Here is a 14,382-nt window from a genome sequence, read left to right on the forward strand (position 1 = left end):
AACTATAAAAAGATCTGTACGAATGGATGGATTACTACAACAATGATCGGACTCATCAAGGGAAAGTATGTTGCGGTCGAACACCACTTAAAACATCACTGGATGGAAAAACGGTTTGGGCAGAAAATAATTTAGCTCAAATCTAAACTAACAGTCATCATTAGAAAAATGGGTAACTGTCAGATCAAGCCTGAGCTAGTACATATTAAACAGGACTTACTTAAATTCTCCCACTTTTATTAGTGAGTCTACCTTAACATTAGTGAGCGTTTTTTGGCTGCCATCTCGCCATGTAATTACAACTGATGAAAGCGTATCAGCTTGTGCTAATCCAAAATGCACAATATTAAGTAAGCTTTGCGAGTGAGTAGCACTTTGTGAGCCAATAACTTGATATTGGTTCGCAGTTGCTGTTTTAATTTGTACTTTTGCACCATACGGATCAACCCCACTTTTTGAGTATCCAACTCTAATAAGGGTGAAGTGGGCGTGACTTAACTCAGTGGTATTTTTATATAAATGCCATTGGCCGTTATCTTCATCTCCGCTTAGTAGGTCGAGTTTTCCATCTAGGTTAAAGTCAAATGCGGCTCCCATATCGCCGTGTGAGTCTAAGCCACGTTCGGTATCAGCGTTGTGAGTGATTGTTGCTTTAAATTTGTAATCACCTTGGTTAATGAGTAAAACATCAGCAACTCGCTCTTTTAGTTCGCCAAAGCGATAGACCATAAAGTCTATTTTTGTGTCGTTATTAAAATCGCCGGGTACAACTCCCCAGTTATTACTGTTTGTTAATGCATCTAATTTAGATGAAATATCAACCAGCTTACCATTATCGTTACGTAGTAATACATCAGGAAGGGCGAGATTTTGTGGTTGCCAATCGCTTTGATAGTTTTTTACATTTTTGAATGATGCGCGTACATCCCATGCAAGGTTGTCGGTAAGTACCCATTCCACTCGCCATTTATTATTCCCTAAATACCCAATGTACCAGCCGGTTTTATCAAGCTTAGTTGGAAACCCTTGCGCTTTTTTCTGGCTAATGGTGGTGTTTTTACTAGGTGTATTTATTAGTTCTTTTTTCTCACCTATGTATACATCCATTTGGCTTAATAGCTTGGCACGCGGGAAGTGATAAAAGTCACTTAGTATAAGACTTCCTGAGTTTGTGTTGTCGGTAATGAGTGTTATGCCATCGTGGCTTTTATTACCTTCATCACGCAGGTCTAGCCGTTTGCTGCCTTTATTAAACGATAGACTGTTATTAGCGATAGCGTAGCTTAGCTTTCCGCGAGCAAGGTAGTAGTCCATATCGCCGTCGTTATCTATATCAGCTTGTGCAACTGCGAGCGTGCCTTTGTAGGCTTCACTATTTGCACCTAATAGATCTTTAGTAACATTGGCAAAGGTAAAGTCGTTATTACCTTGATAAATAGTTAAATCGTTGTATCCATCAAAAGCAAAAATATCGAGTATGTCATCGTTATTGTAATCGGTTAATAATACACGCTCGGCTTTTATATTTTCAAAAGTAGCTGATGGGTGATAAGTAAACTTTCCATTACCGAGATTTTCAAAAATGATATTGCGTGGTGAGTTTTCGTGAATTAATTTTTCGGCGTTTACTTGTATAAAATCAAGATCACCATCGGCATCTACATCAACCCAGCGCACAGAGCGCCCGCGAGCCCCCATTTTAGATAAGCCAGCTTCAACAGTTTTATCTTCAAATTTACCATTATTGTTCTTAAGTAGTCGCTGGGGTTGAGGTGTGGTGCCATTTCCACCGCCTAGTGCAATAAGTACATCGAGATCGCCATCGTTGTCGTAATCACCGGCCGACATACCGTGTAGATCTGCTCGTGGAAAAATATCGTTTTGTAGTGTGTATGTGCCATCTCCATTTGCCATAAATAAACGAATAGGGGTGGTGTCGTGATTTGTTAGCAGCAGATCATAATGACCATCACTGTTTATATCGGCAATGGTAGGGCCGCCATACTTCCAGTTTTTTTGTGTTATTAAACCTGCTTGTTCAGATACGTCAGAAAAGACTACGTTGTTATTTGTTTTACTACTGGGCGTGTGTGTTTGTATGTTTTGACTGCATCCCGCTAAGTTTAGAGCGCTGATAATCACTACGCTAAGCGCAGATTTTTTGTTTTTAATCATTATTGTCCCTCTTTACACTGTGTTAATTGTTGACAATATATGTTGATATTAAAACATACAAGTAAATTTTAATAACTATTCTTAATGCTTTTTAACGTATTGGCTTTTGCGCTCTAAAGTTATATTAAATTTTGATAGTGGCTTTACAAACAACATACCTAGGTGTAGATTGTTAACAATAAACCATATCAAGGTATGATAGTTCACTTTGATATTCCTCGTATCGGCATTGTTTTAATGATGCTTTACTTGGTTACTATTTAATTAAACATTCTTGAAGGTATAAAAATATGCAAGCTGCACAATATATAGGTAACAAGTCATTTAACATTGTTGAAGGCACATCTATTAAACCTAAAGCGGGTGAGATTAGATTGAGTGTTGGATACGTTGGTATTTGCGGTACAGATATGCACATATACCACGGCGTAATGGATCAACGAGTGTCTATTCCGCAAACAATTGGCCATGAAATATCAGGTGTTGTTGCAGAAATAGGTGAAGGCGTTGAAGGCTTTGCTGTAGGCGAAAACGTGGTAGTACGTCCATTAGATTGGTGTGGCGATTGTCCTACGTGTAATGCAGGGCATACGCATATTTGTCAAAACTTAAAGTTTATGGGAATAGATACGCCAGGTGCTTTTCAGTCAAGCTGGACAGTTAAAGCGCGTACTTTGCATAAATTACCAGCAGGCGTTGATTTAAAACAAGGCGCATTAATAGAGCCGTTATCGGTTGCGTGCCATGATGTACGACGCTCGCGCTTACAAGCGGGTGAGAAAGTGGTTGTACTTGGTGGCGGGCCAATTGGGCAATTAGTTGCTGCGGTTGCTAAAAGTGTTGGTGCAGAAGTGCTCGTGTCTGAGCCTAACGAAAGCCGCCGTGCTTTTGCCAATGAGCTAGGTGTTAAATCGGTTAATCCCATTGAAGAAGATTTAGCTGCCTATGTAGATAGCTGGACGCAAACAAAAGGTGCAGATGTTGTATTTGAAGTATCAGGCGTAAAACCCGCAATAGAGGCTATGACCGAAATATCAGGGCGTCGGGGTCGTATAGTCATGGTGGCTATTCACAGTGTTAAACCTGAAATCGATTTATTTCAATTCTTTTGGAAAGAGTTGGAGTTATTAGGTGCGCGCGTATACGAAGCGGCAGATTTTGATTGGGCAATAGAGTTAATTTCATCGGGCCAAATAGATCTTAAACCTTTTATTAGTTCGGTTAGTTCGTTAACTGATATTGGTAGTGCATTTTCGAGTATGGATGGAAATCCAGAAGGCATGAAAGCGCTTGTTGAATGTAATCCACAATAATAAAAATTATAAAGGTATTAAAATGAATAATATGTTAGAAAAATTTAGCTTAGAAGGCAAAGTAGCCCTTGTTACAGGTTGTAAGCGCGGTATTGGTAAAGGTATTGCACTAGGTTTAGCACAGGCTGGCGCTGATATTATTGGTGTGTCTGCAAGCTTAGAGCTTGAAGGCTCAGAAGTAGAAAAAGAAGTTAAAGCCCTTGGCCGAAACTTTAAAGCCTATCAATGTGACTTTGGTGATCGTGATGCGCTTTATTCTTTTATTAATGATGTTAAAAGCGATTTTCCTAAAATTGATATTTTAGTCAATAATGCAGGTACAATCTTACGTGCACCAGCGGCTGAGCATGGAGATGATTTATGGGATAAAGTGATTGAAGTTAACTTAAATGCTCAATTTATTTTAAGCCGCGAAATAGGCAAACAAATGATAGAGCATGGCGAGGGTAAAGTTATTTTCACGGCTTCTTTGCTCACTTTTCAAGGTGGTATTACAGTACCAGGTTACGCAGCTAGTAAAGGTGCTATTGGGCAATTGGTTATGGCGCTTTCTAACGAATGGGCAGGTAAAGGCATTAATGTAAATGCCATTGCGCCAGGTTACATTGATACCGATAACACTGAAGCATTACGCAATGACAAAGAGCGTAATGCAGCCATCTTAGCGCGCATTCCACAAGGTCGATGGGGAAATCCTGAAGACTTTAAAGGGCCCGCAGTGTTCTTGGCTTCTGAGGCTGCTAGTTATGTAAACGGCGCTATTTTATTGGTTGATGGCGGATGGATGGGGAGATAGTTCAATGAACTTCCATAATAATGTAAATTTTATAAACGGTGAATATGTTGCGTCTAAAGCGAGCGGCATCATTGAAATACTAAGCCCCTCTACGGGTAAAAAAATTGGTGAAATACCAAAAGGCTGTATAGAAGATGCGCAGTATGCACTTGAGTCAGCGAATGTAGGCCAGAAAAAGTGGGCTAAATTGACAGCTCGCACACGTCAAAATATATTGCGCGTGTTTGCTAATAAAATTCGTGAAAATAAAGATATTCTTGCACCAATGCTTGTTGCAGAGCAAGGTAAATTGCTATCAGTTGCACAAATGGAAGTCGACGTAACAGCGACTTTTATTGACTATGCATGCGACCATGCACTTACTATTGAAGGCGATATTTTACCTTCAGATAACGAAGATGAAAAAATATACATTCATAAAGTGCCACGTGGCGTAGTTGTTGGTATTACTGCGTGGAATTTTCCGCTGGCATTGGCTGGTCGTAAAATTGGACCTGCGTTGATTACAGGTAACTCTATTGTATTAAAACCTACCCAAGAAACACCTTTAGCAACCACCGAGCTGGGTCGTTTAGCAAACGAAGCGGGGATTCCTGCTGGCGTGCTAAACGTTATTAATGGATCAGGTTCTGTTGTTGGCCAAGCATTGTGTGAAAGCCCAATTACTAAAATGATCACCATGACAGGCTCTACTGCTGCAGGTAAGCAAATTTATAAAACTAGCGCAGAATACATGACGCCTGTAATGCTTGAACTTGGCGGTAAAGCCCCGATGGTTGTTATGGCAGATGCCGACCTTGATGAGGCTGTTGAAGGTGCGCTTTGGGGTCGCTTTGCTAACTGCGGGCAAGTATGTACCTGTGTTGAGCGTTTATATGTTCAAGAGTCTGTGTACGATGCATTTATGGCTAAATTTATACCAGCAGTAAAAGCACTTCGTGTTGGGGATCCTATGAACCCAGATACACAAATGGGGCCTAAATGTAATCAACGTGAAATAGACAACATTGATCACATTGTTCAACAAAGTATTAAGCAAGGTGCAAGCATTGCCACTGGTGGTAAAGTTGCGTCTGTTGAGGGTTTCGAAGGTGGTTGTTGGTACGAACCAACGTTACTTGTAGACGTTAAGCAAGATAACATTGCAGTACACGAAGAAACTTTTGGCCCAGTACTCCCTATTGTAAAAGTTAAAGATATGGAACAAGCAATACAGTACTGTAACGACAGTATTTATGGCTTAAGCGCCTATATATTCACTCAAAACTTTTTTGATATTAATAAAGCTATTAACGAATTAGAAGTGGGTGAAGTTTATGTTAACCGTGGTATGGGTGAGCAGCATCAAGGTTTTCATAATGGCTGGAAACAAAGTGGTTTTGGCGGTGAAGACGGTAAGTTTGGTTTAGAGCAATATCTAGAAAAGAAAACCGTTTACTTAAAAGAAAAATAATATAATTAAACAACAATCTCCCTGGGTCGTTGATTTATAAATAACAAAGCCGATAATAAATTATCGGCTTTTTATTTTATTCATAAATTATTTTAAATTTATGCTTATGTCACCATTAGGCTTGCAGCAGCACAGGAGTATTTCGCCTTCGCGCACAAACGCCAGTGGCTCTTCGTTATACTCGACGTTACCTGAAACTAACGTTGCTCTACAGGCGCCGCAGTAACCTTCGCGGCATTGGAATGCAACGTCTATTTTCATGGATTCTAAGCACTGTAAAACAGAAAGGCAGCCAGTGGTAAATTCTATACACTGGCTGTTTTCTGCAAGCGTTATGCTTGCAGCAGACTTGTCACTCATTATAAATCAAAGTCACCAAATTCAGAGGCATCTACTTGCGAGTCGATTTGACCAACAAGGTATGAGCTAATTTCAGCTTCTTGTGGTGCTACTTGCACGTTATCAGACACTAACCATGAATTGATCCATGGAATAGGGTTACTGTTATTTTCAAACTGTGCTGGTAAGCCAATAGCGGTCATACGTGCGTTAGTAATGTACTCAACGTACTGACATAAAATATGCTTGTTTAGACCAATCATAGAACCATCTTTAAATAGGTACTCTGCCCATTCTTTTTCTTGCTCTGCGGCTTCTACAAACATTTTAATAGCTTCGTCGCGGCACTGAGCTGCAACAATTGCCATTTCTGGGTCGTCTTTACCGTCTTGCATAATATTTAAAATATGCTGAGTACCCGAAAGATGAAGTGCTTCATCACGCGCAATAAGCTTAATGATTTTAGCGTTACCTTCCATTAATTCACGCTCAGCAAACGCAAACGAACACGCAAAGCTTACATAAAAACGAATGGCTTCAAGAATATTTACCGACATCATGGCAAGGTAAAGTTTCTTTTTAAGTTCGAACAAATTAACGATCACTGTTTTGCCGTTAATTTCGTGTTTGCCTTCACCGTAAAGGTTGTAAAGCGACACTGAATTAATTAAGTCATCGTAGTATGTGGTTACAGCATCGGCGCGTTCGCTTATTTTATCGTTGCTAACTATGTCATCAAAAATAAGTTCAGGGGCTTGTGTAACATTACGAATAATATGCGTGTACGAGCGGCTGTGAATCGTTTCACTAAATGCCCACGTTTCATTTATGGACAACAAATATAATCAAAGTTATTTTTAGATAAGTTAATGATATTTAATTACTTAAAATATGATTTGATAGTTTTAGATGGATAATCAAAATGTTGCTAATGTTCGAGTTGCTGCTTATACTATGGACAATCATTATATAATCAAAAGTGCAACTTTGAATTTTAAAAAATCAACTTCTTATATTGTTCAATGGACGAGTTGCGCTGAATTTCCTGAACGAGAGTTTCCTTTAGTTTACTTATGTAATGGTACATTGTCCTATTCTTTACTTTGCTATATGAATCATTTGTATAAAACGAAGCGAGGTAAAAATACTACTAAACTATATGATTTGTTCAGGGTCGTAGGTGACCTAACTCAGTATTGCCTTCATCGTTCAGATATGATTCCAAAATGGGAAAAACATCCACAACAAATGCTCTTATGTTTTTTTGAGGATTTATATTGCGGCACAGTAAATAACACTTGTTTGTATGATTTAAGTTGGGATGGGGTAAGCTTAAATACGATGAGGAAATTGATAAATGAGTTTGACCAATATGCTGCCTATGTATCTAATTACCTAGATTACAACGTACTTAATATTAGAGATTTATTTTCAGGAATGTCTGCACAGGGAAATAAATTTTTTAAAAATAAAAGCTATTCGTTATTAGAGCACTTAGACCTAGACTCCAAAACAAAACGTTGGGATAATAATGGGATCACATATGAACATGATCCTAAAATGGTGTTTCATAATAGTAATTCAAAGTATTCGTTCTTCCCTCCTGATAAACTTGAATCCCTATTGAATAGAACAAATGATATAAATCAAAGAGCATTATACTTGCTCTGTGCTTTCACTGGGCTAAGGGCTAGTGAGGCCCTTAACATTATGGTAACTGATATTGTTGCAAGTGAAACAAGTATTATTTGCAGTGACATCATTTTATCACCTCCTCATAGTAAAACGTATTGTCCGACTTCGAATAAATTAATCGATAGGAAGCAAGTTTTATTGAATTTCAAACTAGATGATACCAGTCATATTCCTTTAGACAAATCTACACTAAAGTATCTGAATGACCCAAAACCGAGAACTAATGCTGTGGGGAAATATCATTTAGGTTGGAAAGGAATATCAGTTTCCTACGGTGCACAGTCAAAATATGGATACACTTTAGAGTGGGTTAATGATTATGCCCGTATGGCTTTTGAAAGATTAATACCTCATTTACTTGGTCAATCAAGATTAGGTCATCCTTATTTATTTTGTTTAAATACAAACGGTACACCTTTGACTTATAACACTTACTATAGGAGGCTTAGTCGTGCCTCTACTGAATTATGTGGAGACAGTTACGGTACTCATTGTTTGAGACATTTTTGTGGTTTCTATATAGCGAATACTCTGAAGAAAGATATTCTTTTCGCAAAAGTAATTCTCAGACATGAGCGGAGTACCTCGACTGAAATTTATTATAATTTGCAGGATGAAACAACTAGAGATTATTTGGGTCAAAATTCGGCATTTAAACAGGCGAAAAATACAAATTGGCAGTCACAAGACTTCAAATGCTTAGCTAATTTATCGAAAATAAACTAATAGTAGGATAGGCATGGATCTCTTTAATGAATGGGAAGAAATAGTTAATTCAAACCCTTTAGAGTCTGTAAAGTTCACAACAGACCTCAGCTTCTTAGCGTGTGATAAAGGCTATAGTTCAGGAAATACTGTACTTTATAATAACTCCCATAACACAGTAGTTATAAATATGGATAAAGTTATCCATGTTGGTGGGATGGTAAATTTACTGAATGAATTCTCCGAGTTAATTTTAAAGCAGAGGCTAGAGTCACTCGCAGTTGATGGGTGTATAACAAGAGATGCATATAATAACTTTCCATCAGTTAATACATATAATGCACTATTAAAGGCTGGTTTTAATAAAAATGCCGCATTATCAGAACAAATCAACTTTATTTACAATCTAGAATTTGAAGTAATATCATCTAAAAATAAAATTAAAAAAGGTCTCACAACTCACCAGTTTTCTGTTTTGTGGATTTCGTGGGAGAAGACATTTGAAGGGTATTCAGATATTGAAATTATCAAGTGGTTAGTGTATGCGACAAGGCGTATTTTCCCTACTTTACCAAGTGATACAAGGAAGCCTCTAAAAGGATATAAGAGTGTAGCTGACATATTGAAGTCTCCAATAGGTAAACTGACATCAATACTCAAAGTTAAAGAGTCTGTTGAAATAGCTTATAGTTGCATTGAACCTATTGAAGATACTTTAGACGACTATCTGAGGGCATTTACCAGTAAATGTACCCGAGTTCCTATTTCTGATGTTTTTAGAATACTTAAAGCTAGTTTAGGCTCATTACTCCTATTATTAGCTAGTAGAAATTATCTCTTTTTACCTTATTTATTTTCATATTCGACAAATAATTTAGTCACTAAATATATGTCAACAGATTCTGACTCTCTTATATCTATCTATCTAAATTATATAGGGCAACTTGACATTAAAGATATGACTGGTCACCGATTATCACTTCGAGGGGTCGTATCTTGTTCAAATATTATAAATATTCAAGATATTCCGAAGGATTTTATACTTGATATATCAGGTAGTTATCGTGATTTTTATAGAGCTAAAGGCTATTCAACTGGCGGCGTATCCTTAGGTGCATGGCGGAATCTTTTTGAGTATATCGAAAACGAGGATTGGTTACGTAATCATGGTCGTTTCAACAGAACTGATTTTAATAAAACATCAAATAGAATGCTCAGGACACAGCACACTCTTTTGGAAAGCGCCCAATTCTATTTCATGAAATTATATACTGATGAATCAGTTATTGAAAACCTTAAAGAGTTTTCTAGAGGTAAGTCAAAGTCGATAGTAACCTCTTTGAACAAGTTTGGGGCTTGGATTGTCGAAGAGTCAATCAATTTACGAATTGGAAATTTAAAAGAAATTAAAAATAATTTTATTTATTCAAATGGTGAGAAAAAAACTTCACTGCGACGTACTTTATTTGAATATTTAGATCAACATGATGGTTCTTCCAGTTTATACACAAAACAAAATGATTGGAGTAATATCAAAGCGTTCTTTGTCTGGTGGTCAAAGAAGGAGTCGATTGAACTAGGAGAAAATATAGCTAGTCCTTTTATTGAGGATAAGCCATTCGGTTCCCCTAGTAAAAATTCAGTAACGACTCGTGAATCAATGCCAAGTTTACTACATAGCTTTTGTGTAGAAGTGTTAAGTCATAACAACTATGAATTATATCGAGATGGCCTAAACCGTAAACAGTTAAGACTTTACAACTTTGAAACAAAATCGGTAGATAGTGATGTTTTTGACGCTACAACACCGAGGTGTTTACATATGCTTTTGTCTCTTCCTGTGAGAGGTATGCAGGCTCGATGGTTGGATGAAGGCCTGTTAGATGATTATATCTGGGATTACGATCTTCAAAAGTATGTAAAAAACAGCCACCCACTTAGTCAATTCATTTATCCTAATGGTAAAACTCATACTCAGAATTTTGGACGTACGGGAGTATTACGTTCAAAGTCGAGTGAAGGAAATGAAGATTTAAATATTTTCATAAATACAAATAAAACTCAAAGTAGATTAGAGCTTTTAAGTGGTGGGAAAAATATTGGGTATGAAATCCCTTGGCCAACTAATACGGATAATGAAACACTTAATGTTGTTTGGCGTTTGTTAGATGAACAAAAGAAGTTTAATAATAAGTACTCTCCAGCAATAGTCATGCCTTGTAACCAAAGAGATGAAAGCCCTTTTATATATTCTGGCTTAAAGATGAATATACCATATTATACACCGCTATTCAGGAGGCGAACTGAGTCAGTCTCGAAATTAGATGCACTCAATAGAGATCAATTATTGATGCCAATTACTTCTGATAGCATAACCAAATTATTTTATAAGGTATTGAAAAAAGCTGAAGATCTTTATAAAGACAAGTATCCACAATTTAAAGACTCATATATAGCATTTAGTGATGATGGTCTTTCTAGATATGATTTACACTCTTTGAGGGTTTACGGTATTACAGACTTACTAGATAACGGAGTACCGCTTGAAGTAGTTCAAATGATAGTTGGCCACGCATCTCATATTATGACTTTATACTACTATAAGAAGTCTAGAGAAGAGTTCATGAAAATTTTAAGAGATGCAAAACAATCAACAGGTATTTCAATAGCTAATGAACGCGAACTATTGAAAAATGGTGGTTCTAATAGTGAAGATTTAATTGCATTATTTGATGTTGTAGATGAGTGGAATGTTGAGGGTATTTATAAAGCTAGACCTAACTTCAAAGATGGTGGACGTGATCAAGTTATTAATGGTGGCATTTGCTCTAGTTTTAACTGTGCTGACGGTGGAATTGATGTCAGCTATGTTAAAGGTGGGGTTAAAGTTGAATTGAGTCGTGTTGTGGGAGGTGATTTCAATTGTGGTAATTGTCGATATTTTAGAACTGGGCCTCGATTCCTCGCCGAGCAGATTTATTATTTTAATATTATAGGCATGGAAATAAAAAAATTACTTGATGAAAGAGAGCAATTAATTGAAAAAGCCAATACATATTACGATAATCCATCGCTACAAGATGGTCATATCATTGCTGAACGATATGAAAGACAAGCTGATAAATTAACAAAAACTCTAGCATTTAAAGTTACTGAATCTAGGCGAAGAAAAAAGTTAATTGATGAGTCTGTATCTCTTGCTTCAAAAAACAAGAATCTTCCACTGAACTTGAACTCTGATGATCAGCCTGATGGTGTAAATATTGAAGAGATGAGTTTATTTGATGCTTGTATGGAAGTTACTACACAGGCTGTAGTATTAGGTTTAGAAGACTCTAATGTGGAGTTGTCATCACAATACTTAGAAAAGTTTTTAGCTACAGTAGCGTCGCTATCAAAACAATCGAACCCACTCCACCTCATACCCGATGAGAATATAAAAAAAGTAGCAATACTTTATAAGTTATATGATGTGAGTGAAATGATGGGTAGAAAGATTACCGATGAAGAGTTTAGTTCACCAGAACTCTTACTTCAGAATTTAGGAACAGAAAAATTCAATGCTCTAGGTACAAGCTTAACATCCATTGAAGAGTCTTTAATCGAGGACAATTAAATGAGCAATATTACACAAGATACTTTAGATTTCACTAATGCAAAAGCAAATGCTTTAATTCAAAATACTAGTAATAAAAGAGTTAAAAATACTCTGGAAGAATTAAAAGAAGTATGCAATAAAATAATAAAAGAAGGGAATGAAGTATCACCTATAGAGATTGAAAAATACACTCAGTTTGAAAAAAGAAAAATTACAGCACAGTTTATCTATAATGATAGGCAAAAAGCGGGTAATTATAAGGCTTTGCTCGATTTATATGAGCAACTAGGAATAACTAAAAAGATAGATAGTTCGATAAAAGGTAAATCGAAGGCAGAATTTCCGCTTACAGCTCAAATCATTATTAATAATTTGAATAATAGAAATAGAATGCTGGAAAATATTTTAAAAGAACAATTTTTGATACGGGAAGCATCTACTGGTATTTCAATACAAGAGCTTGTTGAAGCAGGATCAAGCGGCGATGATTCCATAGATATAGATAGAACCTCTACATTGGTATCTGATACTCAAAGATTAGCTATAACAACTATATTTAATGAGTTGCTTGATAGAGATTGTGACTTGAAAGGAGAGGGGAGTAGCCAGAGACTTGTCTGTTCATTGAGTAAACAAACTATATTAAAACCAATTAGCTTAAAAGCCCTTAATAGTTTAATTTAAATTACTCCACTTTATACACCTAAAGCTTAATTGTATTTGTATGGCGTGTGGTTAGCTGCATAAGGGTATATGTATGATACTGAGCTATAGGAATAAGAAGGTCTAGTAATACATTACTAGACCAAAATTATCTATCTTAGTAAGCAGTTAATTGCCTAGTCATTAGGCCTAAAATCATTAACAAATAAGAATTATTAAACTCAAAATAGTTGGGCGCGTAGATATCTATAAACGTGATCAATATTTTCCTTGCTGCCTTTTAACATAAATTCTAAAGCAGATAGGTTTTCAAAAGCTGTATTAGGTCTCCTAACCCAAGTATCAGCTTGGGTTTTTGAGTGAAATAGTATTCTCAAAAATTTATATATACTGATTAAACACTTAATCTTTCTGATTACTTCAGAATTTAACTCTGTAAAATTTCCATTTTTAACATTTAAAAAATTTGATGGCGATAAGTTTCCAAGCAATATTACTTGACTCTCATGATGCACATCCCAAATTTCCATAATTTTAAAAAATGTCTCGGAGGTAACCTTATTTGACTTACTTGATTCATGTTTCATGCTGGCTCCACCTTAAGAGATGTACCTAAATATTGTATAACCTTTTTAACTAACGTTGTTTCTCACTGTCGAGATTGGTGGAAATATATCAACAGTATCACAATCTAACAAGTTCATTATTTCATATATTCTTTCACATGAGACAGCTACCGCGCCTGATTCAATCCTACTGACATAGGCTTGTTCTACATTTAACAGATGAGCTAGATCTGCTTGGCTCCAATCTTTTTTTACACGTGCTAGTTTTATATTTTTACCAATCATTTTTATTACTGACCGCATTAAATTAGGACCCGAATCTTAAAAAGATAATAATCCCATATTGTTAGTCACCCCCATATGTACTATAGTACATATTATATGTATTATAAGTCATAAAATAAGAGGGTTCATGGATTTAAATCTGGATTCATTTTTTCACACTGTCATTAGTATGAGTAACGTAGATCACTTTACTATGAAAGAGGTAAGTGTCGGTTTTTGTTGTTTGACTAAAACAGAACATTTTGAGCTCTCAGAAATAGAGAGAAAAGTGTCTGGCTATGTAAAAAAGTTGCTCAAGAAAGGGCAATTAGAAGAGTCATCAATTGCAAATAATAAGTTCAAAACTTATAAAAAAACTCGTTTATTTTATGATAGTAATGACATTACTAAGACAAGAGCTTGGTTGTTAACTGAGTTTATTAAGGATTGTCGAGCACAAAGAGCTAGATTTATTTTTGAAATGTTTGAATATGACAAAGCACTTGAAGTGTATTCTAAATCGTACGCAAATAGCCATGATTTAGAAGAAATAATGAAGCCCGCCCATGAACTATTAAAAAATAAATCTAGCCTTCTTAAAAACAAAATAGGGATCATAGAGCAATTAATAGAGCTTTATAACAGAGAAGTCCTCTTAGTACTTAAATCTGACTATTAATCTGTAATAATTTTTGTCTACTATTTTATGGGCATATTTAATATTGAGGAAGCCATACACATAATGTTGTTCTTGTTTAAATCTGCTTTTTTTTTTGATTTCCCTCCCTATTTTTTAGCTTAAATAAGAGATTGTT

11 protein-coding genes and 1 pseudogene are annotated in these 14,382 nt (G+C 36.1%); 7 read left to right on the forward strand and 5 right to left on the reverse strand.

The genetic code is table 11. The annotated features are described in order from the left end of the window. Positions 1-216: 216 nt before the first annotated feature. Positions 217-2,175 (reverse strand): CRTAC1 family protein, encoded by a 1,959-nt coding sequence (locus I6F54_RS03130; protein ID WP_165727482.1) that lies wholly within the window; start codon positions 2,173-2,175, stop codon positions 217-219. A 290-nt stretch (positions 2,176-2,465) separates the two neighbouring features. Here I6F54_RS03130 and I6F54_RS03135 point away from each other — a divergent pair, with 290 nt between their 5' ends. Genes I6F54_RS03135 through aldA form a run of 3 tightly spaced genes read left to right on the forward strand, consistent with a single transcriptional unit; the run spans position 2,466 to position 5,737 of the window. Then, a complete protein-coding gene (locus I6F54_RS03135; RefSeq protein ID WP_165727483.1) occupies positions 2,466-3,488 on the forward strand; it encodes a zinc-dependent alcohol dehydrogenase in 1,023 nt (340 codons plus the stop codon). A 31-nt stretch (positions 3,489-3,519) separates the two neighbouring features. Next, the gene (locus I6F54_RS03140) at positions 3,520-4,284 is read left to right on the forward strand and encodes a 2,5-didehydro-3-deoxy-L-galactonate 5-reductase (RefSeq protein WP_033016439.1); all 765 of its coding nucleotides are present in this window, start codon (positions 3,520-3,522) and stop codon (positions 4,282-4,284) included. A 4-nt stretch (positions 4,285-4,288) separates the two neighbouring features. Further along, positions 4,289-5,737 carry an aldehyde dehydrogenase gene (gene aldA / locus I6F54_RS03145; RefSeq protein WP_165741093.1) on the forward strand — a complete coding sequence of 483 codons (1,449 nt, stop codon included), beginning with the start codon at positions 4,289-4,291 and terminating at the stop codon, positions 5,735-5,737. An 87-nt stretch (positions 5,738-5,824) separates the two neighbouring features. On the opposite strand, the gene yfaE is transcribed toward aldA, so the two are convergent. Both yfaE and nrdB read right to left on the reverse strand, forming a co-directional pair. Beyond that, positions 5,825-6,097, reverse strand: a complete 273-nt coding sequence (yfaE, locus tag I6F54_RS03150; RefSeq protein WP_165739718.1) for a class I ribonucleotide reductase maintenance protein YfaE — start codon at positions 6,095-6,097, stop codon at positions 5,825-5,827. Beyond that, a pseudogene (gene nrdB, locus I6F54_RS03155) lies at positions 6,097-6,900 on the reverse strand (class Ia ribonucleoside-diphosphate reductase subunit beta); the annotation flags it as partial. The gene yfaE and the pseudogene nrdB, both read right to left, overlap by 1 nt. 85 nt (positions 6,901-6,985) lie before the next feature. On the opposite strand from nrdB, the gene I6F54_RS03160 reads away from it, so the two are divergent. Genes I6F54_RS03160 through I6F54_RS03170 form a run of 3 tightly spaced genes read left to right on the forward strand, consistent with a single transcriptional unit; the run spans position 6,986 to position 12,758 of the window. Beyond that, on the forward strand, positions 6,986-8,497 hold the full coding sequence (locus I6F54_RS03160; protein WP_197139643.1) for a tyrosine-type recombinase/integrase: 1,512 nt from the start codon (positions 6,986-6,988) through the stop codon (positions 8,495-8,497). A gap of 13 nt (positions 8,498-8,510) precedes the next feature. Then, a complete protein-coding gene (locus I6F54_RS03165) occupies positions 8,511-12,092 on the forward strand; it encodes a VPA1269 family protein (protein ID WP_197139645.1) in 3,582 nt (1,193 codons plus the stop codon). Continuing rightward, the gene (locus tag I6F54_RS03170) at positions 12,093-12,758 is read left to right on the forward strand and encodes a hypothetical protein (RefSeq protein ID WP_197139647.1); all 666 of its coding nucleotides are present in this window, start codon (positions 12,093-12,095) and stop codon (positions 12,756-12,758) included. A gap of 200 nt (positions 12,759-12,958) precedes the next feature. On the opposite strand, the gene I6F54_RS03175 is transcribed toward I6F54_RS03170, so the two are convergent. Beyond that, positions 12,959-13,324, reverse strand: coding sequence for an antitoxin Xre/MbcA/ParS toxin-binding domain-containing protein (locus I6F54_RS03175; RefSeq protein WP_197139649.1), 366 nt, complete (start codon positions 13,322-13,324; stop codon positions 12,959-12,961). 45 nt (positions 13,325-13,369) lie between these two features. Next, on the reverse strand, positions 13,370-13,606 hold the full coding sequence (locus tag I6F54_RS03180) for a helix-turn-helix domain-containing protein (RefSeq protein ID WP_197139651.1): 237 nt from the start codon (positions 13,604-13,606) through the stop codon (positions 13,370-13,372). 109 nt (positions 13,607-13,715) lie between these two features. Here I6F54_RS03180 and I6F54_RS03185 point away from each other — a divergent pair, with 109 nt between their 5' ends. Then, entirely contained in the window at positions 13,716-14,246 is a 531-nt protein-coding gene (locus tag I6F54_RS03185) for a hypothetical protein (RefSeq protein WP_197139653.1), read from the forward strand. Positions 14,247-14,382 lie beyond the last annotated feature (136 nt).

It is taken from the genome of Pseudoalteromonas sp. SWXJZ10B (assembly GCF_015864475.1).
GTDB lineage: Bacteria > Pseudomonadota > Gammaproteobacteria > Enterobacterales > Alteromonadaceae > Pseudoalteromonas > Pseudoalteromonas arctica.

What these genes read in the sequence shown, in the direction of transcription:
- aldA (WP_165741093.1), top strand. Translation starts at nt 4,289, where the DNA reads ATGAACTTCCATAATAATGTAAATTTTATAAACGGTGAATATGTTGCG.
- I6F54_RS03130 (WP_165727482.1), bottom strand. Translation starts at nt 2,175, where the DNA reads ATGATTAAAAACAAAAAATCTGCGCTTAGCGTAGTGATTATCAGCGCT.
- I6F54_RS03185 (WP_197139653.1), top strand. Translation starts at nt 13,716, where the DNA reads ATGGATTTAAATCTGGATTCATTTTTTCACACTGTCATTAGTATGAGT.
- I6F54_RS03175 (WP_197139649.1), bottom strand. Translation starts at nt 13,324, where the DNA reads ATGAAACATGAATCAAGTAAGTCAAATAAGGTTACCTCCGAGACATTT.
- I6F54_RS03165 (WP_197139645.1), top strand. Translation starts at nt 8,511, where the DNA reads ATGGATCTCTTTAATGAATGGGAAGAAATAGTTAATTCAAACCCTTTA.
- I6F54_RS03135 (WP_165727483.1), top strand. Translation starts at nt 2,466, where the DNA reads ATGCAAGCTGCACAATATATAGGTAACAAGTCATTTAACATTGTTGAA.
- I6F54_RS03140 (WP_033016439.1), top strand. Translation starts at nt 3,520, where the DNA reads ATGTTAGAAAAATTTAGCTTAGAAGGCAAAGTAGCCCTTGTTACAGGT.
- I6F54_RS03170 (WP_197139647.1), top strand. Translation starts at nt 12,093, where the DNA reads ATGAGCAATATTACACAAGATACTTTAGATTTCACTAATGCAAAAGCA.
- I6F54_RS03160 (WP_197139643.1), top strand. Translation starts at nt 6,986, where the DNA reads ATGGATAATCAAAATGTTGCTAATGTTCGAGTTGCTGCTTATACTATG.
- yfaE (WP_165739718.1), bottom strand. Translation starts at nt 6,097, where the DNA reads ATGAGTGACAAGTCTGCTGCAAGCATAACGCTTGCAGAAAACAGCCAG.
- I6F54_RS03180 (WP_197139651.1), bottom strand. Translation starts at nt 13,606, where the DNA reads ATGCGGTCAGTAATAAAAATGATTGGTAAAAATATAAAACTAGCACGT.